The organism is Peptoniphilus phoceensis (genome assembly GCF_001517665.2).
In the GTDB taxonomy this organism is placed as follows: domain Bacteria; phylum Bacillota; class Clostridia; order Tissierellales; family Peptoniphilaceae; genus Peptoniphilus_A; species Peptoniphilus_A timonensis.
This window is the reverse complement of sequence record NZ_LN999809.1, coordinates 391,653-417,500: the sequence shown is the minus strand read 5'-3', so window position 1 is coordinate 417,500 and position 25,848 is coordinate 391,653. Positions and strand designations below refer to the sequence as shown.

The window sequence follows — 25,848 nt, the reverse complement described above, 5'->3', positions numbered from 1 at the left end:
AGTCTGATTATCTCTTTTTGTTTCGCATCCACATTATCAAAATGGTTACTCTAAGCAGCACACCAACTATTTATTTTTTGAGTTTTAAACTTTGGTAGAAGTCTTGAACTCTTTATATTTACATAACTATTTGCCTCTATCACTATTATGACACGAAACCCTGCACAATGATCTAAAATTTTCAATTCTAACAAGTCTTTTTCAGTATTTTTAACTTCATAAAAACCTCTTTGGCAATAATGCCTAATTCTTCTTTAGTTGTTAAAATTTTTTATTTTACCATCATCGTTCCCCTGATTTTCAATTAATCTTCTTAGGTTATATAAGAAGTACATATCTTTTTAAGCTTAAAGTTTTTAAGTCTTAATTTTAAAATTTTCAATCTTAGATATTATTTAAATCATTCCAAAATGCTCTAAAGCATCTTCGATTGCTTTTTCTTTTTCTTTTGGGCAATTTGGCACTCTTTGATTTTCTTTCTTACTAAAATTATAATTTTCTCTCTCTATTAGACCATATTTCCTTTTTATTTGTGCAATATATAGGCTTGAAACTTTTAGTCCGTATTTATCTAACACATACTTTTTAATTTCTCCATAAGTTGCGTCTTTTGAAAAGTCAATTTCAGATAATTCATCTTCCCCTATTTCTATGTCTAAATGATGTTCTGTATTTAGTTTGGACAACAGAGCTACCGTCTCCGCGTGACTTGAGTGGTCAGTATGGATAAAACTAACAAATTTTCAAAAGCCTCGTATGTGGAAATATGACCACTAATTGATTGATTATAAACCACTCTTAATATCTTTATAGTTTCTATGCATACAAATTTTATTTCTACAAGTACTAGAATTAATAAAATTTCCTTTTACAATATTGATAAGGAACAAGCCCTTGCCATACGTGGCGGGGCTTTTTTGCAATCAAAAGACCCGACTTACACCGCATTATTAAGAGGCGTGTCGGGTACTGTTATTTCTATTGTATATTTACTTTTTATCCCTGTCAATTTTCTATTTCAACTTCAAGTCCTGATTTGAATATTACTTTAAACTTTTTTCATAAATGACTATCTTCTCTACTAGTTTTCTTACCAATTCTTCATTATAGCGTTCTATTTCTAATTCCTGATTTTCTAAAAACGCTTATTTAACTGTTTCTTAAATGATTCCCTTATTTTGTTTGTCTATATACTAGGTCTTATTTATTTAGGATATTCTAAATAGGTGAAGATATTTTCTTTATTTTCCAAACTTTCTTTTACTTTTGGATATTTCCCTGACCATAAGGCTATTTGACTAAGATCCAATAGATAAAATGGTATGTCTCCTGTTCACTACAGAAAACATACCATTGAAAAGATATTTTTTATTTATATTTATACGTAAATAAGGCTATACATATGTTTATTACTAATAATATCACAATTGGTAGGAAAAAAAGCAACAATTCATCACCATTTGTACTGCCCATGGCTACACCAACAAATGATATGAATGAGCTAATTATAAATAGGCCTATAACAAATAGATATAAATATATATTTTTGTAAAAAGCAAATGCAAAAAACATAAGGGTTAGCATTATATAGGGTCCTGCAATAAATGGTCCTTTGGAAAAGACTTCAAAAATAATATTTCCTGTTGGAAAAAACAAAAGACCTAACAATATAATTAAAATCATCACTCCATAATATAGTCTGCTTTGTTTAAATTTTAAATAAAAATTTTTTAATCTATCTTCTCTTTTTAATTTTCTTTTTAATTTTTTGTTCATAGTTCATCACCACACAAAATTAGAATACCATATTTTCCAGGAATGTTTAATTTTATCCTAAGCCAATCTTCCAATTGGAATAATGAGATTTATTTTTTTATGCATATTGAAGTCCTTAATTCAACCTAATTAATATTATATCATTTTTATTATATGATAAGCAGTCTGATATTATCCATCCTGTTCACTCCATCTAAAATATCCATAGTGTCTACACACCCTGCAATAATCTACACTTGAACTGTTCCCACAAGGTGTTTTTCTAATAGAAAAATGGTTTTAAGGTTTCTTTCAACAATCCTAAAAGCCATTGATACCAACAATCTTGTAACATCTTATCCTATTCTCTTGACATCAATACTACAGTCTCAACGTGAGCTGTATTTGGAAATAAATTAACTAATGCTACTTTTTCCACATTATAGATTTCTTTTAGGGATTTTAAATCTCTCGCTTGGGTTGCTGGATTACATGATATGTAAACTATTCTATCCACTGGATTTTCTTTTAAAAAGTTTACTAATTTTTCGTCTAAGCCCTTTCTTGGAGGGTCGACTATTATTTTATTAGGGTATTTTTTTTCTTCCTCCCAAAGTTTTTCTATGGCTTCTTCTGCTGATCCTTTTACAAATCTTGCTTCAATTTTGTTGTTTTCTGCATTTTCTCTCGCATCGTCAACAGCACTATCTACTATTTCTATTCCTGTTACATCACATTCTCTTCTCGCTACTGAAAGTGAAATTGATCCAACTCCACAGTATAAGTCATAGATTTTATCATCTTCTTTAGGATTGAGATATTCTATCGCTTTTTTATATAATTCTTCTGTTGCAAGTCTATTGATTTGGAAAAAAGATTCTGGAGAAATTTTATATTTTATTCCTAAAAGTTCCTCTTCTATAGAGCCATCACCAAATATTTTTTCAAATTCTCTTGAATAGTGAGTTCTATCTTCCTTGTTATAATTTATATAAATTGACCTGACTCCTAAATCAATTAAATCTGAGAGAATATCTTTAATTTCAAGCTTTCCTTTTTTGGACACGAGTATTAAAAGGACTTCTCCCTTATAATTTGTTCTAATTCCAATTCTTTTTAAGTCCTTTAGTTTTTTATATTTCCACATTATTCTTAAAACTTCATTTGCTGAATCTCTCTGCATAATGCAATTTTTTATAGGAATTATTTCTTTAGAATTTTTTGCAAAAAGTCCAATTTTTCCATCTCTGACTTGAAATTGCATATTATTTCTATATTTGATTTTTTCAGGTGAATCTATAACTTCTTGGACTTCAATATTTAATTCTGCAAGTCGATTTAAATTTTTATTTACGTCCTTTTCCTTCCACTTTAATTCTTTTTCATCAGAATAGTTTAAGAAATCGCATCCACCACATTCTTTAAAATAAGGACAGGGGCTTTCCACTCTGTCCTTTGATTTTTTTATAGTATTAGTTATTTTCCCTTTTGAGAAATTCTTTTTATTTTTTGTAACTATAAATTCGACTTTATCTCCTATTACACCAGCATCTAAAAATACTGGTTTTCCATTAAGTTTTGTCATTCCAAGCCCTTTGAAGTCAAAGTCTAAAATTTCCCCTATAAATTTATTTTCTTCCATGTTTCAACTCTATTTTCGTATCATAAATATTAATTTTTCTATTTTTGTATAAATGTCCAACAGCCCTTTTGTAAGCTTTTTTACTAAGACCAGTTAAATCTTTTATAAGTTCTGGGTCAGATTTGTCTCCAAGTTCAAGTACTCCGCCATTGTCTTCAAGAAGTTCTAAGATTAAATCTGAATCAGCATCTATTTGCTTATATGCTTTTTCTCTAAATGTCAAAGTTATAAATCCAGTTTTTAAAATTCTTTGAACTCTTGCTTCCACTTCTTCACCAATTTTATGAATCCCCTTTATTTCTTCAATTGGTATCATACCGTCATATTTATTTTCAATTGCAACAAAGGCTCCAGGTCTTCCAATACTATAAATTGTTCCTTTTACAATATCATTTACTTTTAAATGTCCCTCTGTGCTTAATTTGTCTTTAATATTCATTGTTAGTGCAAGTCTATCACTTTTATCGTGGTATAAATAAAAAAGATATTCATCTCCAACAGTGAGTCTTCCAAAACTTTCTTTAAATGGTAGAAAAATATCTTTTCCTATTCCATTATCAACAAAGTAACCAACCTTTGCCTTATCGACAACTCTTAACTTTTTTAATTCACCCACTTGAGCATAGGGCCTTTTTAATGTTGCTTCAAATTCTTCATGAATATTATAAACAAAGGCTTCGACTTCTTCTCCAACTTTTAATTTTTCTCCTTCACCTTTTGCAAGTGAAACTTTTTCTCCATTTGCATCTGATAGTTTTATAATTCCATCTTTTTTTGAAGCAACTTTAAGTGTTTGTATTTTTCCTAATTCCATGCTTTCTCCTCTACTATTTCTTTTCCAACATCGGTCATATTTTCATATAAATCATCAATTATACCGTAATCTATATTTTTTAAAACATTTAATCCATAATATATAAAAGCTGGATGTTTTAATAAGTTTAAAAATATTTCATAGGCTCTTCTAACTTCTATCAAGTTGTAATATTTGGTCAAAAGCATACCAAACTTTACAGATTCTTCATTTTTAGAATCTCTCATAAGTAAAATAGAAAGACCAATTAATATACTTTCATCAAATTCTATTTTTTGCAGTAAATATGTTAAAAAATTTCTTTCTGCTTCAAGGGCCTTATTATTTTTAAAAAAATCTTCAAATTCATCTATCGCCTTATTATCCCTAAGATAGTAATCATCAACAGCTTTATTTATCTCTTTAGTATTTACATGGGTAAGTTGTTCTTCACCTTTTAAGATACTAAGTTCATAAGATCCATCAGATAAATTAAAATCCTTGACTTCAGATAATTTATTTAAATCAAAATTGTTTTCTAAAAGAATTCTATAAATTGACTTTTTCTTTTTAAATACATCAAATATTTTCATAATGCTATTCTATCATAAATCTCAAGATCAATGCTATTTAATTAAATTACTCATTGATAATGTAAGATCAATTTTTATTATAAAAAAATAAGAGCCTAAGCCCTTATTAATCTTCATCTTCTTCATCAACGTCATCAGAGTCATTTGAAATTCCAGTACCAACTACTAATACTTTATCCTTTGGCACATAATATGAATTTGAAATTTCTTTTTTCTCGAGAACTTCACCGTTTTTTATGATTTCTTTATAGGTTTTATAAGAATAACCATTTTTTCCACTTTCTCTTACTAGGGTTTCCCCCTCAGGAATAGATTCAGAATAAATTGTTTTTACATCTGGACTCACTACTCCTAATCTTTCTGCTAATATTTTTACTTCATAATCTCTGTCACTACTATTTCCTAAGACTTTAAAATCTAATTTTTCTCCATCCGCTTCAGACAATATTAAAATTGGATTTTTTGTATTATTTTTAAATTTTAAATCCTTATATCCACTAGCTACTGCAGCATCTGTCCCAAGATCTACATAATTAATTGGTCTAGAGTGATTATGTCTTTCAATTATTTCAAGATCAGATAAAATTAAAGAATTATATAAGGTTGTGGAAACTTGACAAATTCCTCCGCCGATTCCACTTTCGTATTCTCCACCGACAATTACTGTTGCACTTTTAAATCCAGTCTCCTCTGTGATTTCTCCAACAACATCATTAAAAGAAATTTCATCACCGGGATTTAATTTTAAATTGTTAAATTTAGAAGATGCAATTTTTATATTTTCTTTTCTGTTATTTATTGAAGAAGAGTAGTCTGTACTAAAATCTCCTAAAACTTTATTAATTCCATCAAAATAAGAAGAATAAATTTTTGGTTCTGTTTTATAAACTGGAAGTTCTATTTTATCTTTTTTAAGCAAATCTTCGTCTAGTAAGGTCTTAGTTTCATTTAAATCAAGATATCTTCCAATCTCTGAATCAGCAATTTTTACACTCCCATCTTCATTTATAATAGCATGAGCGTCCTCTGGGCTTTTGAAAATTTCTTTTCCCAAATTAGAAATTACCCTATCTCTTTTGATTTCATCAAAAGAAGAATCTGCTACAATATTTTTCTTAAATAACAAGCTAGACATTAAATCAAGATAGTTTCCAAAGACATTTTTGCTGCGGCCATAGTTATAAGCTTCATCAACGGCCTTGTCTAAATCCATTTTATATCCAAATTCTTTGAGGCCTATATTAATATCACTATCATCATAATAAAAATTAATTTTTTTATTTTCGATTTTTTCATCTGTAGCTATTTTTACTTTTTTTAGAGCCTCTTCTTTAGATAAATTTGAAACATCAACATCTTCAATTTTAATACCCTTGTGAATCTTGTTATTTAAAGATTCATTTGTAAAATACATTACGGAAACAAAAATTAGCATCAAAATAAAAGCTATTACAATAAGCAGCTTTTTATTTCCATTTAAAATTTTATTGCTTAATTTTTTCATTTAAGTTATATCTCCTTATGATATTTACAAAAATCTTTTACTGTACAAAAATCACATTTAGGATTTCTTGCTGTGCAACATCTTCTTCCATGAAAAATAAATAAATGATGAGCCTTTGTCCATCTACTCTTATCTATTTTATTTTGCAGAGCTTTCTCTGTTGATGATACATTTTTTTCTTTTACAAAACCTATTCTATTGCTAACTCTAAAAACATGAGTATCAACAGCTATAGCTGGAACTCCAAAACAAGTTGAAGCAACAACATTTGCTGTTTTTTTCCCAACTCCAGGTAGTTTCATAAGTTCATTTATAGTTTCCGGAACTTTCCCATTAAATTCTTCTAAAATAACATCAGAAGATGCCTTAATATTTTTTGCTTTGTTCCTATATAAACCACATTCTCTTATAAGATCTTCTAATTTATTAATATCCATATTGGCAAAATCTTCTGGCTTATTATATTTTTTAAACATTTCAGCTGTTACCTTATTTACCCTGACATCTGTGCATTGAGCAGATAAAATGGTTGCAACCAAAAGTTCAAAAGGATTTTTATGCTCTAATTCACAGTGAGCATCTGGATAAGTTTCTTCTAATATATCAAGGCATTTATCAGCTTCATCATAGCTTAAAATTCCCTTCATCTCTATTCCCCTTATTTTTATAAAATTTCTCTTTTTATATCTATAATTTCAATTTCGCTATAAGAATCAAAAAAATTTATAACCTTATCAATAGTTCCTTCAACAATTTTTTGATCATTAGATATAGTTGAAAAGGCAATAATGGCTTTTTGCCACTTGTCATTTTCTCCTACTTCAGCAATTGAAATATTAAATCTATTTTTTGATTTTTCAATAATACTTTTAACTACAGACCTCTTCGATTTGAGAGAGTTTGCGTTAAAAATAAAAATTTCGCAAATACATATTCCTATTATCATAATAGTTATTATAACATGAATAAGATTTTCTTTTTATCCAAAAAAATTTTTATTAAGGATAATTATTAAATATATACAAAAATTACATTATTTACATGGAAATTAAGTAAATTATATGTTATATTTTAATCGCGGTAAGACCGCAAATAAATATTTTTAGGAGGAATCATGAAAAGGATTACTTTAGTCTTAACTCTTTTTCTAGGAGTACTACTTCTAGCAGGATGTTCTAATTCAAAGGACAAGGCAGGAGATAGTGATAAAAAGGGTGAAGAAAACACACTAAGAGTAGCAATGTCTACTGATATCGATTCACTTGACCCATTTAAGATGACAGCAGGAGATACTGAAACAATAATGGATCAAGTTTTTGACGGATTATTTGATGTGGACACAGAAGGAAACTTGATTCCCGATTTAGCAGAGAGTTATTCTGTCTCAGAAGATGGAAAAACCTATGACTTTAAGTTAAAGAAGGATGTTAGTTTCCACGATGGTAAAAAATTTAGCGCCGAAGATGTTTTATATACTTACGACGCTATGGCAGGTTTAACATCAAAGGAACCTCTATCAACAAAATTCTCAATCATCGATAAAATTGATGTAATTGATGAATATAATATTAGAGTTCATTTGAAAGAAAGACAAAATGGTTTTATCTATTTAACTTTAAGACCAATTGTGGAAAAAGATTATAAAGATAATGGAACAAAACCTATAGGAACTGGACCTTATATGTTTGAGTCTTATACTCCAGGTGAAGGTCTTAAATTAAAGAAATTTGAAGATTATCACAAAAAAGATCATTTAGCTCACTTTGAAAATATTGAAGTAATAAAAATTGCTGACAGACAAACTATGATTATGGCACTTCAAAGTGGCGACTTGGATTTAGCTGATCGTATTTCTTCTGAAGAAGCTGATCAGCTTGAAGATGCTTGTACAATTGAAAGATTTCCACAAAATTTAGTTCAAGTAATGGGTTTAAATAATGATTTTAAGCCATTCCAAGACAAAAATGTAAGACTAGCACTTAATTATGCAATTGACAGAGATGAAATAATTAAAAATGCTGCAGAAGGAAATGCAACAAAACTATTCTCTTCTTTTTCTCCAGCATTAAAAGATTATTTCGAAGATCTTGGTGAATATTATCCACATGATGCTGAAAAAGCTAAGGTTCTATTAAAAGAAGCAGGTTATGAAAATGGACTTAAATTTAAGATGACTGTTCCTAGTGACTATAAATATCACATGAATACAGCAGAAATTATTCAGGCACAACTTCACAAGGTAGGAGTTGAAGTTACAATAGACCCAATAGAATTTTCAACTTGGCTTACTAAAGTTTATAAGGATAGAGATTATGAAGCAACAGTTGTTGGATTCATTGGCTATCTTGATCCAATCCAAATTTTAGGAAGATATACTTCAGAAAACGAAAAGAACTATATTAACTTCAAATCAGATGCCTTTGATAAAGCTATAGCAAATGCAGAAAAAGCTTCTACAAAAGAAGAAGGCATAACAAATATTAAAGAAGCTCAAAGAATTCTTGCTGAAGAAGCAGCTTCAGTATTTATTGCTGACCCAGATAACAATCAAGCACTAAGAAAAGGACTAACTGGTCTTAACCAATACCCTATTCAAAAATTAAACCTTGAGGATGTAAAATTAGAAAATGAGTAAAATTTTATTTAAAAAGCTTATATCCCTTTTTCTTACATTATTTTTTGTAAGTCTAATAATTTTCTTTGTATTTCAGGTTTTACCTGGCAATCCAGCAGAGATAATTTTAGGAACAGAAGCGGATGAAGCTCAAGTTCTAGCTCTTGAAAAAGAGCTGGGACTTGATAAACCTATTTTAGTAAGATATGCAAATTGGATTAAGGATATATTAAAATTTAATATGGGTACTTCTTTAAAATATCAAGTTCCTGTAAAGGATCTTTTTTTTAAGAAACTTCCTGTAACTTTATATTTAACATTTTTTTCCCTATTCTTATCACTTATTATTGCAATTCCACTTTCAATACAAATAACTGCAAAATCTGATAAATGGTATGCATCAATTATTACAGCCATAACCCAACTTGGAATTTCAATTCCATCTTTTTGGCTTGCCTTTCTTCTTATTTATGTATTTGCAGTTAAACTGGGCTGGTTCAATACTCTTTCTTATAATGCAATGAGTGGAAACTTTTTTCAAAAATTATATAAGTTTTTCCTTCCATCTCTGGCAATAGCTATACCCAACATTGCAACTATTATTAGATATATGCAATCAGCTATTCTAGATGAAATAAATAAGGATTATGTAAGAACTGCTAGGATGAAGGGACTTTTGCTAAAGGATATTTTATATAAACACGTTTTGAGAAATGCTCTTATCCCAGTTATAACAATTATTGGCATTAGTATTACTTCAAGTGTTGGAGGAAGCCTGATAGTAGAAAATGTTTTTTCTCTACCTGGTATAGGATCTTTAATTGTTCAATCAATTTCTTCTAGAGATTTCCCTCTAATTCAATCAGTTGTTTTTGCTGTTGCTTTTATGGTTATAATCATAAATCTAATTGTGGATATTCTTTACAGAATAGTTGATCCAAGGATAAGAGGTTAATATGATAAGAGAAAATAAACTTTCAATAAAAATAGGAAAAATAATTTTATTAGTATATCTTTTAGTATTTGTTATCTCAATTTTCTGGACTCCCTATGATCCCAATGAAATTGTGACAAATGATAAATTTCTTTCTCCTTCCCTAGCACATCTTTTTGGCACAGACAATATGGGAAGAGATATTTTATCTAGAATTATGGAAGGAACAAAAATTACAGTTTTACTTTCTTTTGGAACAGTGTTTTTTGCTCTAATATTTGGATCTATAATTGGTGGGTCCGCTGGATATTTTGGAGGAAATGTTGATGAAGTCTTAATGAGATTTATAGATTCTCTTATGGCATTTCCAGGTATATTATTTGCAATGATGCTAGTTTTTGTATTTGGTGCAGGAATTATGAACACAATAATAGCTATTGGTACTATGTCAATTCCTTATTTTGCAAGAGTCGTGCGAAGTGGTTTTTTACAAGTTAAAGAAGCTGTTTTTGTAAAATCAGCTATAGTAAAAGGTGCAAGTCCCTTTTATATAGCAAAAAATCATATTTTTCCAAATATAAAAAATCAACTTATGGTTGCAATTATTTTATCAATTTCTGCTGCAATTTTATCTGAGGCTGGACTTTCCTATTTAGGACTTGGAGTTCGCCCACCTCACCCATCTTGGGGCAGGATGCTAAAAGAATCTCAATCATATTTTTCACAAGCACCTTGGTATTTTATATTTTCTGGAGTGAATCTTTCTCTTTTAGTACTAGGTTTTACATTATTTGGAGAAAACTTTAGAAACAAAAGACTTAAGGAGAAAAAAGGATGAACAAATTATTAGAAGTAAAAGATCTTACAGTTGCTTTTAAATTAAATGGAGAATTAAAAAATGCTGTAAACCACATTAGTTTTGACCTCTATGAAAAAGATTTTGTAGGTTTAGTTGGAGAAAGTGGTTGTGGAAAAACTGTTGCAACTCAAACTGTTTTAGGAATTCAAAGTTTAGATGCCCACATAGTTTCTGGATCATGTAAATTAAAGGATAAAGAAGTTTTACACATTTCTGAAGAAGAATGGCAAAAATATAGAGCAAGATCTATTTCAACAATTTTTCAAGAACCAGGATCAGCTCTTAATCCTCTACAAAAAGTTGGAAAACAAATAGAAGAAGTTCTTCAAATCCATTATGATTTTCCAAAAGAAAAAAACAAAAAACTAGTTTTAGAAACTATGGAAAAGTGTGGATTAAGAGATGCTGAGACAGTTTATAACAAATATCCTCATGAATTATCTGGAGGAATGCAACAAAGAATTGTAATAGCAATGAGTTTAATTGCTAATCCTTATGTTTTAATAGCTGATGAACCAACTACTGCACTTGATGCCAATATTGGAAAACAAATTATCGAACTATTTAAAGATATTAGCAAACTTTATAATGGAGCAATTCTTTTTATATCTCACGATTTAAATTTAATAGAGAGAATTTCAAAGAGAGTTTTAGTTATGTATGCTGGAAGAATTGTGGAATCAGCGTCAACTGAAGAACTTATTAAAAATCCAATGCATCCCTATACTAAGGCACTTATTAAGGCCGTTCCTTCTTATAAAAAGAGAGGCGAAAAACTCTATAATATTAGAGGTAAGGTTCCTGCTCTAAAAAACAGAAGTAACTATGGATGTCCTTTTTGGGATAGGTGCGATCACACAATGGAGATTTGTAAAAATAAATTTCCAGAAACTAAAGATTTTAATGGACACAAAGTAAATTGTCATTTATTTGGAGATGAAAATGGAAGAGATACTAAAAGTTGAAAATATTGGAAAAATTTATAAATCTTCTTCACTAATTTTTAGAAAAAAAGAAAATGTTGCTCTCAAAAATATTAATTTCACTATTAATAAGGGAGAAATTTTTGGACTTGTTGGAGAAAGTGGTTCTGGTAAAACTACACTGGCAAATATTATTTTAAGACTAGTCAAAGAAAATGAGGGCAAGATTTATTTTAAGGGCAAAGATATTTCAAAATTTTCAAAGGAAGAACTTTTTAATTACAGAAAAGAACTTCAGGTAGTTTTCCAAAATCCCTACTCTGCCCTAAATCCAAAAAAGACAATTGGATTTTCACTAAAGGAAATTTTAAATATTCACAAGGTCTATAGTGAAGAAGAAAAAAACGAAAAAGTTTTAAAAGTATTAAAGGACATTGAATTAGAAGAAGATATTTTAAATCAATATCCAAGCAGTTTATCTGGTGGACAAAAACAAAGAATTGCCATTGGTCAGGCACTCATAATTGATCCAGAATTTTTAATTATAGATGAAGGTGTTTCTGCCCTTGATGTAAGTATTCAAGCACAAATTTTAAATCTAATAAAGTCGTTACAAGAAGAGTATAATTTTACTTGTCTATTTATTTCTCATGATTTAAATGTTATTTCATACTTATGTGACAGAATAGGAGTCCTTTTTAAGGGTGAATTAGTTGATTTATTTAAGACCGAAGATTTAAAAGATCCTAATAGAAATGAATATACAAAAAAACTTTTTTCATCTATAAAATTAGATTAACATCAAAAAAATAAGTATATAAAAAGAACTGACCACAAAATTGGATTTAAACCAATTGAGTGAAGTCAGTTCTTTTTTTATTATAGAAATTCTTTTAATTCATTATTATTTTTTTGTCGAATTTTATTAATTTGTCGTCTGTTTTCGTATCCTTCAATTATTTTTTTCTCTTCAAGACTTTCTCCAATAATAGCTGGAATTTTTCCTGCTTCAGTTCCCTTACATTTAAAAGTTAAAAAACAAAAGGCAGCCAATTCAGTCTCACCTGTCATTGGTGCTTCTTTTGTAAATTTTGTAAAAACTTCAACAGAAGTATTACCTACTCCTGATATAAAAGTTTCTGCAGTTAAAAAATCTCCTTCATTAATTGGTTTTAAAAAAGTGAGTGTATCACAAGAAATTGTGGCAACCCTTCCCCTAGTGTGTCTTATTGCACAAGTTCCAGAGTTGTGATCTGCAATTTCAAATAATCTTGGTCCATAAAGTGTGCCCCCAGTATTTAAATCTGTTGGCATGACACCGTAAGTGAAAATTACTTTTGATTCAGAAACTTTTTTTGAATTAGTATAGGAATTTTGCAACTTCAGCACCTAATCTCGCATTATTTTTAACAAGAGCAATATTAGCTTCAAGAGATTTTCCTTCTGTTACTTCAAGCACTTTTGAAAGTAAGAAAGGAGTAGTTTCTTTTCCATGAATTCCCTTTTCTTCTGCTTCTTTTAAAGCTTCCTCTATTGCTTTATTAATTTTTTCTTCGTCCATTGAATCTTTTTCTAGAATAGGATTTGTAAGAAGAATTCCTCCAGTCAAACCAAGATCCCATTGAGTTTTTGCTGCTTCTGCTGCTTCTTTAGGATTTTTAATATTATAATCAACTTTAAATTCACTTTTTCTTGTAAAGAATGCTGGCATAGAATCAGTTTGATATCCAAAAACTGGAACTCCTTTAGTTTCTAGATATTCAAGAGTAAGACCAATATCTAAAATTGATTTGCAACCAGCACAAACAATCATAATATCATTTGATGCAAGTTCTTCAAGGTCTCTTGAAATATCAAAAGTTGTTTCTGCATGTCTGTGAACTCCACCAAGTCCACCTGTGACAAAAATTTTAATCCCTGCAAGTCTTGATGCAATAATTGTTGATGCAACTGTTGTAGCTCCATTAAGTCCTCTAGAAACAATATAAGCAAAATCTCTTCTTGATGCTTTAATAATATCTTTTGAAGTTGCCATAAATTCTAACTCTTCTTCATTTAATCCAATCTTAATTTTTCCACCGATTATAGCAGTTGTTGCTGGTACAGCACCATTTTTTCTAATTATTTCTTCACAAGCTTTAGCAGTTTCAATATTTTGTGGATAAGGCATTCCATGAGAAATTATTGTTGATTCAAGAGCAACAACAGCTTTGCCTTCTTCCATTGCTTTTTTAACTTCATCACTGTATTCTACATATTTTTTTAAAATTTCATTATTTATCATAAATTTCTCCTTTTAAATTATTTTCATTCATTTCCTTTGAACAAGAATTTACACTTTTTAGGGTGATCCTAGCAGCAGCTTCCGCTGAAGACATACGTTTTTCGACATCAAAATCATTATAAAGTCCATAGGCATAACCTGACATAAAGGCATCACCAGCACCACTGGCACTGACAACTTTAACTTCCTTTGGCTTTCTAAAAATTTTAAAATCTTTTTCAAAATAATAAGAACCTTTATTTCCTGCTGTTATAACAAGACTTTTTAAACCCTTATTTATTAAATCTGCTCCAAGTTTTTCAACGTCATCTGTATTTATATCTGATAAAGCCTGTGCTTCATAAATATTTACTTTTAAAAAATAAATTTTTTCTAAAAGATTTTTTATTTTTATAACTTTTTTTGTAGAAACACCATCTACTAAAAATTTAGCCTTTACATTTTTTAGGACATAATCTAGAGTTTTCTCTTCTAAATTTGTATCCATTATTGTAAATTCTGAATTTTCAATTATTTTTCTATTTTTTTCAACATAATCTTCGTCAATATTTTTTATTAGATCCATATCAGAAATTGCAACATACATGTCTCTCGTTTCGTCTAATATAGCAAGATAGTGTGGAGTTATTCCTTCACTTATTAAAATTTTTGAGCTATCTACATTAATCCTATCAAGTTCACTTAAAATATTTTTACCAGCATCGTCTTTTCCTACAACTGATAAAAGACTGGTATTTATACCAAGCCTTGCTAGATTTTCGCAAATATTTCTAGCAACTCCTCCACTAGAATATTCAATCCTACCTGGGTTAGAATCTCTTTCTTTTAAATAGTCAAAACAAGATCCTGTTATATCCATATTGCAGCCACCTAAGATTGCAACATAACTGTCTTCTCTTAAAATATAACCTCTTCCCAAGATGTGACCTGAGCTCATCAAATTATTTATATGAGTGGAAACTCCAGACCTTGTAATATTTAACTCATCAGCTATCTCTTGCTGTGACATTTTTGGGTTTTTCTTTAGTAGATTTATTATCTCTTTTTCCCTTGGAGTCAAAAAAATCACCTCTAATCATTTACTTAAATTGTAATCAAATGATTAGAGGTTGTCAATAGTCTTATAAAAATTTTTCTTGATTTTCTTTTAATTTATCTTCAGCTCTTGCTTCTCTATAACAATTTCGACAAAGTGGTTCGTATTCTTCTACTGCTCCAAGTTCTACTCTTTTGTCACTTTTTATTTTTCTATGAGATACCCAAGCATCAGTACCACATCTTTTACAAACAGCATGATGTTTATTTAAATAATCGACCTTAGGCATTATTTCCTTTACAATCTCAAAAGGCTTAGCCATATAATCCATATCTAAGCCTGCAATAACTATGGTTATTCCCATCTCAAGAATTTTTTCCAAATTTTCCAATACAATTTCTGGAGAATCGCATAAAAATTGTACTTCATCTATTCCAATAACTTGTGGAGAATTCTTTTTTGCATAGTCTAAAATTTCTGTAATTGATTCAATTTCAAGCGCTTCAAGACTCACCTTATCGTGAGTAACTATTTCATTTTTTGCATATCTCTTGTCTACAAGGGGCTTAAAGGCAACTACCTTATAATTTGCAATTGAAAATCTTTTTAAATCTTTCTCAAGAGAGCTAGTCTTACCTGAAAACATTGAACCAGTGTGTAAAATCATTCTTCCTCTATATTGATGCATTATTTTTATCCCTTATATTCTTCAACAAGAGCTTCTTCTATTACAATATCGTTAACAGGTTTATCCATAAATCCTACTCTTGTCTTTGCAATATCATCTACTACATCCATGCCTTCAAAAACTTGTCCAAAAACAGTATGCTTTCCATCTAGCCAAAATGCTCCGCCAAACTCTTCATAAGCATCTACTATTTCTTTTGGATAACCATTTTCTTCTCCTGCATCTTTCATTTGATTAATTAAATCGGGAGAAATTTTATCTCCTTGGACTATAAAGAATTGTGAACCATTAGTATTTGGTCCAGCATTTGCCATAGAAAGTGCTCCTCTAAAATTTCTAAAATTTAAATTAAATTCATCTTTAAAAGCTTTTTTCCACTTACTTTCGCCGCCACGACCAGTTCCACTTGGATCTCCACCTTGAATCATAAAGTTTTCTATAACTCTATGAAAAATAATTCCATCATAATATTTATCTTCTATAAGTGAAATGAAGTTTTCAACAGCAAGTGGTGCTGCTTCTTCAAATAATCTAATTTTTATATCACCTTTATTAGTTTTAAGTACTGCAATTTTTTCACCAAGTGCAGGTTTTTCAAATTGTTTTAACATTTATTTGTCTCCTTTCATACGTAACTTCTCATATTAATTCTAAAACCATCTGTCTTTTTACGCAAATAATAATAAGCTATAGTTAAAAATATTCCCTTTAATACAGATGATAAGCCCATTGCCATCCATACTCCATTTACATCAAAAATTGGCATGAAAATAAGTGCCATTGGTAATCTTAAAATATTTAGTATCATAGCGTTTAAAGCTGGATATTTTGTAAGTCCAAGACCATTTAGCATTCCTGTTGTTCCTATCTCAAGTGTCATAAAATATTCTGAAATAGATACAATTTTTAAATAATCAATTCCCTTTAATATTGCCTTAGGATCCCCTGGAATAAATAGAGTAAATAATTTTTCTGCAAAGAAAAATAATAGCAAGCTAGAAAAAATTCCAATTATATTTACTATTTTCATAGCTTCTTTCCTTCCATCATGAAGCCTATCAAAATTCTTTGCACCAAAATTTTGCCCAAAGAAAGCAGAAAATGCAACAGAAAATCCATCAGCTGTCATCCAAGATATTGATTCTATCTGAGAACCAATAGAATAAACTGCTACATAAATTGCTCCATAACTTGCCGTATACCTATTTAAAATCATACTAACCATTGCATGAATCATGGATTGTAAACAAGCAGGTAAACCCAAATTTAAAATAGATTTAAAATGTGATATTTCTGGAATATTAAAATAATTAGTTCTTACAAAAATTTCTCTATTTTGAATTCCCACATAGAGATACAAAAAACTTGCTATCATTTGTGCGAGAACAGTAGCTAAAGCAGCTCCCTTTATTCCAAGATTTGGAAAAAAGAAAATTCCAAAGATTAGAAAAGGGTCCAAAATTAAATTTATTAAAAGAGAAATTATTGAAATTTTAAAAGGTGTAATAGAATTTCCCTTAGCAAAAAAAGCAGCTGACATAATTGGATTTAAAAATGTAAATATAAGCCCACAGCTTACTATTAAGAGATAATCAGTTGCCAATGTGTGAACAGATTCTTCAAGTTTATAAAATCCAATAATTTTAAATCTCATAATTATATATAAAAGCATTAAACTTATACACAAGATTAAATTTAAAATAAAACCAGCTATCCAAACTTTTTTTGAAGTATCTTCATCATTTCTTCCATAAGATTGTGAAAGTCCAACAGAAACTCCAGTCTTAGCTACAAGAGTTATAGCTTGTGCTATCCATACCAAAAAGGAACAAGCTCCCACAGCAGCAACTGCATCAGTAGAAAGCCTTCCTAACCACATCAGATCCACTAGGGAATATGCCATTTGAACAAAGGCTGTTCCCATTAAAGGCAGAGCCATTTTTAATAGAGCAGAAAAAATATTGCCCTTTAATAAATTGACTTCCCTCATTTATCAACAATCGCCTTGATCAGTTATTATTATTGGTCCATCTTTTGTAATAGCTATTTGATGTTCATATTGCGCAGAAAGAGAACCATCTTTTGTCCTCGCTGTCCAACCATTATCATCTATAGTAAGTTCTTTTTTACCCATATTTATCATTGGTTCTATTGTAAATACCATTCCTTCTTGAATTCTAAGACCGCGACCTGCCTTTCCATAATGAAGAACTTGTGGATCTTCGTGCATTTCTTGACCAATACCATGTCCAACAAATTCTCTTACTACAGAATATCCATTATCTTCTGCGTGTTTTTGAACAGCAGCAGCAATATCTCCAAGTCTATTTCCTATAACGGCCTTTTCAATCCCCTTATACATGGATTCACGAGTAACTTTTAAAAGTTTTTTTGCTTCATCTGAAACTTCCCCAACTTCATATGACCAAGCTGAATCAGCAAGCCAACCATCAACATTTACAACCATGTCCACAGTTATTATATCTCCATTTTTTAATTCATATTCACTTGGGAATCCATGACAAATTTCATCATTTACTGATGCACATACAGAATAAGGATAGCCTTCATATCCCTTTTGTTCAGGATAAGCTCCTCTTTCTTTTAAATAATTTTCAACAAATCTATCAATTTCAATTGTCTTTACACCTGGTTTTATAAAATCTCTTAGTTTATGGTGAACATCTGAAAGAACCTTTCCTGCAACTTGCATTTTTTTAATTTCGTCTTCTGTTTTTATAATAATCATTTTAACTCCTTTACTATTTCCTTTAAATCATCATCAGTTTGCGCCCATATATAAGCATCACTATTTATTTCTATGGCTTTAATTATTTCATCCTTTGCCAAATCATCTCTTCCCAATAAGTGAAAGGAACAAGCCTTGTTGTAATGTAGATTGACAGAATTTGGGAAATCTTCTAATCCCCTATCTAATATATTTATAGCAGACTTATAATCTTTATTTTCGATATATATGGCAGACATATTTAAAAACAAAAAAGGATCTTCAAATTTTCCAATAGCTTCATAATAATATTTTAAAGCTAATTTGTTTTTTCCTTTCTTTTTTGATAAAACACCCATATTGTAAAGGGCTCTACCATAATCAGATTTTATATCTAAAGATTTCTTTACATAAAATTCTGCCAAATCATCTTTATTTAAAACTTCATAAATTGAACCTAAATCATTATAACTTACAAAATCAAACTCATCTATATCAATAACTTTTTTTAATTCGTCAATGGCAAGATTGCTCTTTCCAATTTTGTCATAGGCATGAGCTAAATAATAATGTGCCCTGTCATAATTTTCGTCCAAAGAAATTGCCAATTTATAATTTTTTATAGAATAATTAATATCACCATTACAAAAATCATTACAAATGGCAAGCCCATAATAGGCTCCAGGCATTTCTTTTAAATCTAAAATTTTATTAAAATAAGTCACAGCTTCATTGAATTTTTCCTTTTTCAAAAAAATGTCACAAAGCTCAAAATATACAGATATTTTCTCATCAATATCCTCTTTACTAGTAAATTTAAGAGATTTAATGAGAAGTTCTTCTGCCCTATCATAATCTTCATTTAGCAAAAATTCTTCTGCTAAAATTAGATAGTTTTTAAATTTTAAGTCCATTAAAAAACCTCAATTCCTATTCTATTATATAGCATTTTTTTCAATTTCACAGTCATAGAAATATTTTTTAAAAAAATATATAATAAATGAGGTGATATTATGAGAAGATTTTTATCTTTTAACGATTTCTTTCGTGAATATTTTAATGGGAAAACTGTGAAATTATCTCTTGACGGTGGATTTTCTTGTCCCAATAGAGATGGAACAATATCAGAAACTGGCTGTATTTTCTGTTCTGATGAGGGGAGCGGTGAGTTTGCTGGATCAAAAAGTTTAAACATTTCTCAACAAATTGATTCTCAAAAAATTTTTTTGGAAAAGAAATGGAAGGCAAAAAATTATATTGCCTATTTTCAAAATTTTACAAACACCTATGCTTCTTTAGATAAATTAAAAAATATTTACGATACCATTGCAAGTCGTGATGATATAAAAGGCATTTCAATTGCCACAAGATGTGACTGTTTAGACGATGAAAAAATTGAATATCTAAAAAAAATTTCAGAAAGAAAAACACTTTGGCTTGAACTTGGAATGCAAAGTGTAAATGAAGATACAATAGAATTGATAAATAGAGGATATTCTCATGATTTATTTGATAAAACTATAAAAAAATTAAAAGAAGTAAATATTCTTTTTTTGATTCACGCTATTTTCGGTCTTCCCTTTGAAGAAGATTCTGATTTTACAAATACAATAAATTATATTAGAGAAGTTGAGCCTTTTGGAGTTAAATTTCACAATCTTTATATTTTAAAGGATTCGCCAATTTATGATTTATATAATAAAGAAAAGTTTAAAATTTTATCAAGAGATGAATACATTGATATACTTCTCTACGCCTTAGATAATATAGATGAAAAAACAGTAGTCCATAGAATTACAGGAGATCCTCCAAAATCCAAATTGTTTGAACCAAAATGGTGTGCTGACAAACTTTCTGTGATTTCAGAAATTGATAAAAGGCTTAAAAACAATAATAAACTAATTCTATCCCAAGAAGAAATAAAAAAAGTTTCCAATTATTGGAAAAAGAAAGATAGGGCATTTCTCTATACTCCTTAAAATATTTTGCCTTCTAGTGTATAATGTATAAGGATAAAATGAAGAATTAAAAATTATAGATAAAGGAGAAACATGAAAAATATTTCTAAAGATATAATAAAAAAATATAATGTTAAGTTTGTTATTCTTGGCTCAGACGAAAATGCCTATGGTATTGCTCGTATTTTAAATGATAATTATGGACTTATTTCAACTGTCTTTTGTCAAAAGCCACTGCCAGCAACAGATCATTCTAGAATTTTAGACAGGAAAGTTATAGAAAATTTTTCTGATAATGAAGTTTTTGTGAATGAAATGATAAAATTTGCAAAAGAAAATAAAGATGCCAGCCTAATTACAATTCCATGTGGTGATGAATATTCAAAGTTACTTTCCAACAACAAGGATAAAATAAAAGAGTATTATAAGTTCAATACTCCTTCAAGGGAACTAAACGAAAGACTTGAAAATAAAATTGATTTTTATAATTCTTGCGAAGAACTTGGAATCCCTTATCCAAAATTTGCTATTATAAATTCTTCTAAAGAAATTAAAGATTTAGACTTACAATTCCCTTTGATATTAAAACCTAATGATTCAATATCTTATGTAAAGCTATCTTTTCCAAATAAGTATAAAGTTTACACAATTTATGATTATGAAGAATTAAAAACTGTTGTTGAAACTATTTATGATGACAAAAACTATGAAGGGACAATGCTTGTCCAAGAATATATACCAGGTCCTGCATCAAACCAAGCTTCTTTTAATGTCTATTGTGACAAAACTGGAAAGGTGCGCATGATGGTTTATGGACAAATCCTTTTAGCAGATCCACTTCCACTTAGAATTGGAAATAATGATGCTATTTATACAAAATACATGCCAGAGCTTTATAAGTTTTATAAAGAAAAACTTGAATCAATTCACTACACTGGATATTCAAATATTGATTTAAAATATGATCCTCGAGACAATACTTTTAAAGCTTTTGAAATGAATCTAAGACTTCCACAAAGTCACTATTTTATGGCTGCAGGAGGGGTTAATGTTCTTGATTTTTACATTCGTGACCTTCTAGACCTAGGCTTTGAAGAAGAAGTTTATTATCACAAAGAAACTTCAAAAATTTGGATGAATGCTCACCCAAAACTTTTAAAGGAATATACAAATGAAAAATATCACGATACAATAGATAAACTTCTAAAAAACGGCTACGAGTTCACAATAAATAATAAGAAAGACTTTAGCTTTAGCAGAAAGAAAACTTATTTAAAAAGAAAGTTTGGATCAATTAAACACTATAAAATGTACTACAAATTAGAAAAATAAATTACACAAAAAAATCCCAGAATCCAAAATAAGGAATCTGGGATTTTTTAAAGCTCAAGATAATTTAATCTTGGGCAATTTTAATATTAAATTAATCTTTTGACATTATAATAAAAGCAGATCCATAATTTATTTTTATAGTAGCCTTGTTAGAAATCATTTCATTGCTAACTGCTCTACTGGGATTATTAAAATCCATAACTAGATCTTCAACTTCATAGTAAAGGCCCTTTGTTGAAAATCTTAATTTATCAGAGGCATTAATTAATGAAAAGTATTTTTTATTAGTTTTTTCAAAATCATAAGAGCCTTCTTCGACATAAATAACTTCGTTATAATCGTCTTCTATTTTTGCTTTAATTCCATTCTTATATAATTTTTTTAAATTCAAAAGATTTGCTAGCTCGTGATCTAATCTTGTGCCCAAGGCTCCCAAAATAATAATATCTCTGTAGCCTTCATCCACTAAATAAGAAAGTGCTAATTCTGTATCTGTAAAATCTTTTTTTGCAGGAAATTTCTTAATCTCAATTCCATTTTTTTCTACATAAGAAAGTGCTTCATTAGCTATGGAATCTAAATCTCCCAAAAGCAAATTTGCCTTGAGATTATATTTTTTTAAAAGTCTTGCTCCTCCATCTGCAACAACTGTAAATCTATCAATATATTTTTCTATTAATTCTTTTGAAACCTGTCTTCCAGCAGAAATTAAAAGAGCTTTTTTCATAACAATTCCTTGAAATCCCTAATATTTTCTCTAGTTTTATTTCTTTCAAAAATAGCTGAACCTGCAACTAAAATATCAGCTCCAGCTTCTAAAACTTCTTTAGCATTTTCTAGTTTAACTCCACCATCAACTTCTATTAAAGTATTTAAATCTCTTTCTTCAATTATTTTTTTAACTTCAGAAATTTTTTTTAGAGCTGAAGGAATAAATTTTTGTCCTCCAAATCCAGGATTAACACTCATGACTAGAACTAAATCTAAGTTTTCTATTGTATAATCTAAAATTTCTAAGCTGTCGGCTGGATTAAGTGCAAGTCCTGCTTTCATACCCTTTGACTTTATCAAAGAAAGGGTTCTATCAAGATGTTTTGTTGTGCTTGGATGAATTGTTATAATATCTGAACCAGCTTTTTTAAAATCTTCTATATAATTTTCTGGTCTTTCAATCATAAGATGAGTGTCAAAGGGAATATCTGTAAGTGGTCTAAGACTTTTTACAATTCCTGGACCATAAGAAATATTTGGCACATAATTTCCATCCATTATATCAAGATGAACAAAATCAACCTTTTCTTCGTTCATAATTTTAAATTCTTTTTCTAAATTTGTGAAATCTGCTGATAGTAGTGAAGGTGAAATCATTAATATTCTCCTTTATTTTTTATTTCATTATAAATATATAAATAATTTTCGTATCTTTCTCTAGTTATTTTTTTTAATTCTACAGCTTCTTTGACAGCACATTTTGGTTCTTTTATGTGATTGCAATTATTAAATTTGCAATCATTAAAAGTTCTAAATTCTCTAAAATAGTTTTTTAAATCATCACTATCAATATTTAAACTTAGTGAAGAAAATCCTGGAGTATCAAAAATATAAATATCATCATTATAAAGAATCTCAGTGTGTCTTGTTGTGTGTTTACCTCTTTTAGTCTTATCAGATACTTTTCCAACTTCAACATCCTTATCTAATATTCTAGATGTTATAGTTGATTTGCCAGCACCAGAAACTCCACAAAGAGCAACAGTTTTTCCCTTTAAAAAATTTTTTAAAGAATCTATTGAATCATCCTTATCTGAAATCATAAATGTTTCAAAACCAGCACTTTTATAAATATCTCTAAGCTTTTCTCCACTTTCCCTATCAAGATCGCACTTATTTATGACAACTGCAACATCTATTCCTTGATACTCTGCTTGAATTATAGTTTTGTCTATTATCACCAAGTTGTATTTTGGATCCAAAACAGGAATAACAACTAGAGCAAGATCAACATTTGCAACCTTTGGTCTTGTGAGCATATTTTTTCTGGGATATACTTTTTCAATATATCCCAGAGTTTTTTCTTCATATTTAAATTCTACATCATCACCAACAAGAGGGTCTACCTTCGAATGTCTAAAATTGCCCCTAGCTCTCGTTTCAAAAACTTTATCTTTTGACTTAATATAGTAGAAGCCCCCTGTCAATTTTATTATTTTTCCAATCATTATTTTATCTTCTCAGTCTTAACAAGATTTCCATCTACATAAATGTTATATTCGCCAGGTCCGATAAGTTCAACACTTGCCACATCTCCAGCTTCGATGTTGTAATTCCAAACTGTCTGAGAACCTATCTTATTGCCATTTGCATCTCTAACTCTTTCAGCATTAACTCTATGACTTTCGCCATCGTCAGGTACCTTAACTTTTATATGATTAACCTTGTTATAGTTGTCTTCATTATTACTTTCTTCGTTTTCTTTTTCATTTAAATCTTCCTCTTCATCAATCTTTGGACCTTTAGATATATAAAGAGTAACTGTTGAACCCTTTTCCACGCTTTCACTTGGTTTTGGATCCATATCATAAACTTGACCTTCAGAAACTTTATTGCTATTTCCATTTTCAATAACAACTGTTAAGCCCAAGCTCTTTAGTTGATTTACAACTATATCTTGGTCCATTCCCTTATAGTCACTTAGAACAACTGGTGTTTTATCTACTCCCTTAGAAATTATAAGTTTTACAGCAGTTCCTCTCTTAACAGAATAGCCCCCATCAGGATTTGAATAAATAACTTTTCCTTCTTCAACATCTTCATTAAATTCTTCTTCAATTGAACCAAGTTTTAATGAATTTTCTTCAAGAACTTTTTGAGCTTCATCTTTTGTTAAGCCTTTTAGAGGTGGAACAGGAACTGAATCAGGAAGTTCATTTATTTCTAAAGTTACAGTGGAACCTTTTTCTACCTCAGTTCCTTCTTCAGGACTTTGTCCCAAAACTACCCCATCAGCTTCATTTTCGTTCTCAACTGTACTTACATCTAAGACAAGACCTTGTGCTTCTAAAAGTTCTTTAGCTTCATCTCTAGTTTTGCCAAGATAATTTTCTACAACTATTTTTTCTACTTCGTCACCAGACTTCATACCCTTCATTGCCTTTGGAACTACATAAATTAGAAGTGCAATTATAACTACTGCAGAAAAAATACCTAATATTGCTGGAGCGACTGATTTTTTCTTTTTTACAACCTTTTTAGGTCTATTAGGCTTTTTCGCATCCATATTATTAGAATGATTTCTGTTTGGTCTTCTATTCATAGCTGGTGTCACAACAGTTCTGTCATCATCGTCATAAGCTCTATTGACAGAAAAAGTCTTTGCACCCATTGTATAATCTTTTATATCTTTTATTAATTCAAATACATCTTTATACCTATCGTCTGGATCTTTTTCAGTCATTTTTAAAACTAAAGCATCAACTGAAGGATCTAGACTCTTTATAAATTCTGAAGGTCTTGGCATTTGTGATTGTACTTGCATAAGAGCAACTGAAACTGGATTATCTGCATCAAAAGGAAGCCTTCCAGTTAACATTTCAAATAAAACAATACCAAGAGAATAAATATCAGACCTATTATCTACCTTAGCTCCTCTTGCTTGTTCTGGAGAAAAATAATGAACAGAACCCATTACAGCATTTGTAGCTGTAACAGTTGTATTATCAGCAACTCTAGCTATGCCAAAATCTGTTACTTTAATCCTGTCATCTCTAGTAACCATAATATTTTGCGACTTAATATCTCTATGCACAATGTGCTTTGAATGAGCAACTTTAAGAGCTTCTGCAATTTGGATACAATAATTTAAAGCTCTTTTTTCAGATAATCTACCCTCATCATTTATTAAATCCTTTAAAGTCTTTCCATCAATATATTCCATTACAATATAGTGTACTTCTTTATCTTGTATTTTTTCTGTACCTACATCATAAATACTAACTATATTTGGATGAGAAATACTGGCTGCTGCAAGAGATTCTCTCTTAAATTTTCTTATAAAATTATTATCTTCATTATATTCTAACTTTAGAACTTTTATGGCAACAATTCTATCAAGCTTTTTATCATGGGCTTTAAAAACATTTCCCATTCCGCCAGTGCCAATTTTTTCTAATATCTCGTATCTATTTCCTAAAATTTTATTAATCATT

The 25,848-nt window shown here is 29.5% G+C and carries 27 protein-coding genes and 1 pseudogene (1 of these 28 cut by a window edge); 7 read left to right on the top strand and 21 right to left on the bottom strand.

Annotated features, from left to right (window positions below; all coding sequences use genetic code 11):
• The 9 genes and pseudogenes from BN3657_RS08625 to BN3657_RS06165 form a co-directional block, all read right to left on the bottom strand.
• Window positions 1–38, bottom strand: a pseudogene (locus tag BN3657_RS08625) (IS3 family transposase); its annotated part reaches 911 nt to the left of the window's first position; the annotation flags it as partial.
• A gap of 357 nt (window positions 39–395) precedes the next feature.
• Window positions 396–686, bottom strand: a complete 291-nt coding sequence (locus BN3657_RS06205; protein WP_062552211.1) for a hypothetical protein — start codon at window positions 684–686, stop codon at window positions 396–398.
• Window positions 687–1,368: 682 nt separating this feature from the next.
• The gene (locus tag BN3657_RS06195) at window positions 1,369–1,776 is read right to left on the bottom strand and encodes a hypothetical protein (RefSeq protein WP_062552210.1); all 408 of its coding nucleotides are present in this window, start codon (window positions 1,774–1,776) and stop codon (window positions 1,369–1,371) included.
• Between the two features lie 340 nt (window positions 1,777–2,116).
• Window positions 2,117–3,397, bottom strand: coding sequence for a 23S rRNA (uracil(1939)-C(5))-methyltransferase RlmD (gene rlmD, locus BN3657_RS06190; protein ID WP_062552209.1), 1,281 nt, complete (start codon window positions 3,395–3,397; stop codon window positions 2,117–2,119).
• On the bottom strand, window positions 3,384–4,211 hold the full coding sequence (locus BN3657_RS06185; protein ID WP_062552208.1) for a CvfB family protein: 828 nt from the start codon (window positions 4,209–4,211) through the stop codon (window positions 3,384–3,386). The genes rlmD and BN3657_RS06185 overlap by 14 nt, the downstream gene beginning before the upstream one ends.
• On the bottom strand, window positions 4,202–4,783 hold the full coding sequence (locus BN3657_RS06180) for a hypothetical protein (RefSeq protein WP_062552207.1): 582 nt from the start codon (window positions 4,781–4,783) through the stop codon (window positions 4,202–4,204). Before BN3657_RS06180 ends, BN3657_RS06185 begins: the two co-directional genes overlap by 10 nt.
• A gap of 106 nt (window positions 4,784–4,889) precedes the next feature.
• Window positions 4,890–6,287, bottom strand: a complete 1,398-nt coding sequence (locus tag BN3657_RS06175) for a VanW family protein (protein WP_062552206.1) — start codon at window positions 6,285–6,287, stop codon at window positions 4,890–4,892.
• A gap of 5 nt (window positions 6,288–6,292) precedes the next feature.
• On the bottom strand, window positions 6,293–6,934 hold the full coding sequence (nth, locus tag BN3657_RS06170) for an endonuclease III (RefSeq protein WP_062552205.1): 642 nt from the start codon (window positions 6,932–6,934) through the stop codon (window positions 6,293–6,295).
• A gap of 17 nt (window positions 6,935–6,951) precedes the next feature.
• Window positions 6,952–7,233, bottom strand: a complete 282-nt coding sequence (locus BN3657_RS06165; RefSeq protein WP_062552204.1) for a DUF503 domain-containing protein — start codon at window positions 7,231–7,233, stop codon at window positions 6,952–6,954.
• Window positions 7,234–7,401: 168 nt separating this feature from the next.
• On the opposite strand from BN3657_RS06165, the gene BN3657_RS06160 reads away from it, so the two are divergent.
• From BN3657_RS06160 to BN3657_RS06140, 5 genes are read left to right on the top strand one after another with little or no spacing between them, the layout of a single operon-like run.
• A complete protein-coding gene (locus BN3657_RS06160) occupies window positions 7,402–8,922 on the top strand; it encodes an ABC transporter substrate-binding protein (RefSeq protein WP_062552203.1) in 1,521 nt (506 codons plus the stop codon).
• Window positions 8,915–9,856, top strand: coding sequence for an ABC transporter permease (locus BN3657_RS06155; protein WP_062552202.1), 942 nt, complete (start codon window positions 8,915–8,917; stop codon window positions 9,854–9,856). Before BN3657_RS06160 ends, BN3657_RS06155 begins: the two co-directional genes overlap by 8 nt.
• A gap of 1 nt (window position 9,857) precedes the next feature.
• On the top strand, window positions 9,858–10,673 hold the full coding sequence (locus BN3657_RS06150) for an ABC transporter permease (RefSeq protein ID WP_062552201.1): 816 nt from the start codon (window positions 9,858–9,860) through the stop codon (window positions 10,671–10,673).
• Window positions 10,670–11,659 carry an ABC transporter ATP-binding protein gene (locus BN3657_RS06145; RefSeq protein ID WP_062552200.1) on the top strand — a complete coding sequence of 330 codons (990 nt, stop codon included), beginning with the start codon at window positions 10,670–10,672 and terminating at the stop codon, window positions 11,657–11,659. The genes BN3657_RS06150 and BN3657_RS06145 overlap by 4 nt, the downstream gene beginning before the upstream one ends.
• Complete coding sequence (locus BN3657_RS06140) at window positions 11,637–12,416, top strand: ABC transporter ATP-binding protein (RefSeq protein ID WP_062552199.1); 780 nt, start codon at window positions 11,637–11,639, stop codon at window positions 12,414–12,416. Before BN3657_RS06145 ends, BN3657_RS06140 begins: the two co-directional genes overlap by 23 nt.
• Before the next feature lie 80 nt (window positions 12,417–12,496).
• Here the strand turns inward: BN3657_RS06140 and BN3657_RS06135 are convergent, their stop codons facing one another.
• The 8 genes from BN3657_RS06135 to BN3657_RS06100 are packed head-to-tail and all read right to left on the bottom strand — an operon-like array spanning window position 12,497 to window position 19,267.
• Window positions 12,497–12,997 carry an acyl-CoA thioesterase gene (locus BN3657_RS06135; RefSeq protein WP_187363624.1) on the bottom strand — a complete coding sequence of 167 codons (501 nt, stop codon included), beginning with the start codon at window positions 12,995–12,997 and terminating at the stop codon, window positions 12,497–12,499.
• Entirely contained in the window at window positions 12,978–13,901 is a 924-nt protein-coding gene (locus BN3657_RS06130; RefSeq protein ID WP_062552198.1) for a pseudouridine-5'-phosphate glycosidase, read from the bottom strand. Before BN3657_RS06130 ends, BN3657_RS06135 begins: the two co-directional genes overlap by 20 nt.
• Window positions 13,891–14,970, bottom strand: a complete 1,080-nt coding sequence (locus tag BN3657_RS06125) for a PfkB family carbohydrate kinase (RefSeq protein WP_230204191.1) — start codon at window positions 14,968–14,970, stop codon at window positions 13,891–13,893. The genes BN3657_RS06130 and BN3657_RS06125 overlap by 11 nt, the downstream gene beginning before the upstream one ends.
• A 52-nt stretch (window positions 14,971–15,022) precedes the next feature.
• On the bottom strand, window positions 15,023–15,625 hold the full coding sequence (locus tag BN3657_RS06120) for a thymidine kinase (protein ID WP_062552196.1): 603 nt from the start codon (window positions 15,623–15,625) through the stop codon (window positions 15,023–15,025).
• 5 nt (window positions 15,626–15,630) lie between these two features.
• On the bottom strand, window positions 15,631–16,236 hold the full coding sequence (locus tag BN3657_RS06115) for a peptidylprolyl isomerase (protein WP_062552195.1): 606 nt from the start codon (window positions 16,234–16,236) through the stop codon (window positions 15,631–15,633).
• Between the two features lie 14 nt (window positions 16,237–16,250).
• Entirely contained in the window at window positions 16,251–17,615 is a 1,365-nt protein-coding gene (locus BN3657_RS06110; RefSeq protein WP_062552194.1) for an MATE family efflux transporter, read from the bottom strand.
• Window positions 17,616–17,618: 3 nt separating this feature from the next.
• Complete coding sequence (gene map, locus BN3657_RS06105; protein WP_062552193.1) at window positions 17,619–18,374, bottom strand: type I methionyl aminopeptidase; 756 nt, start codon at window positions 18,372–18,374, stop codon at window positions 17,619–17,621.
• Window positions 18,371–19,267 (bottom strand): tetratricopeptide repeat protein, encoded by an 897-nt coding sequence (locus BN3657_RS06100; protein WP_062552192.1) that lies wholly within the window; start codon window positions 19,265–19,267, stop codon window positions 18,371–18,373. Before BN3657_RS06100 ends, map begins: the two co-directional genes overlap by 4 nt.
• 99 nt (window positions 19,268–19,366) lie before the next feature.
• On the opposite strand from BN3657_RS06100, the gene BN3657_RS06095 reads away from it, so the two are divergent.
• Both BN3657_RS06095 and BN3657_RS06090 read left to right on the top strand, forming a co-directional pair.
• Entirely contained in the window at window positions 19,367–20,332 is a 966-nt protein-coding gene (locus BN3657_RS06095) for a TIGR01212 family radical SAM protein (protein ID WP_062552191.1), read from the top strand.
• A gap of 72 nt (window positions 20,333–20,404) precedes the next feature.
• Window positions 20,405–21,643: a carboxylate--amine ligase gene (locus tag BN3657_RS06090; protein WP_062552190.1), complete on the top strand. Its 1,239-nt coding sequence runs from the start codon at window positions 20,405–20,407 to the stop codon at window positions 21,641–21,643.
• Between the two features lie 91 nt (window positions 21,644–21,734).
• Here the strand turns inward: BN3657_RS06090 and BN3657_RS06085 are convergent, their stop codons facing one another.
• From BN3657_RS06085 to pknB, 4 genes are read right to left on the bottom strand one after another with little or no spacing between them, the layout of a single operon-like run.
• Window positions 21,735–22,370, bottom strand: a complete 636-nt coding sequence (locus tag BN3657_RS06085) for a thiamine diphosphokinase (protein ID WP_062552189.1) — start codon at window positions 22,368–22,370, stop codon at window positions 21,735–21,737.
• On the bottom strand, window positions 22,367–23,011 hold the full coding sequence (gene rpe, locus BN3657_RS06080) for a ribulose-phosphate 3-epimerase (RefSeq protein ID WP_062552188.1): 645 nt from the start codon (window positions 23,009–23,011) through the stop codon (window positions 22,367–22,369). Before rpe ends, BN3657_RS06085 begins: the two co-directional genes overlap by 4 nt.
• Window positions 23,011–23,862 carry a ribosome small subunit-dependent GTPase A gene (gene rsgA / locus BN3657_RS06075; RefSeq protein ID WP_062552187.1) on the bottom strand — a complete coding sequence of 284 codons (852 nt, stop codon included), beginning with the start codon at window positions 23,860–23,862 and terminating at the stop codon, window positions 23,011–23,013. Before rsgA ends, rpe begins: the two co-directional genes overlap by 1 nt.
• Entirely contained in the window at window positions 23,862–25,847 is a 1,986-nt protein-coding gene (pknB, locus tag BN3657_RS06070; RefSeq protein ID WP_062552186.1) for a Stk1 family PASTA domain-containing Ser/Thr kinase, read from the bottom strand. Before pknB ends, rsgA begins: the two co-directional genes overlap by 1 nt.
• Window position 25,848 lies beyond the last annotated feature (1 nt).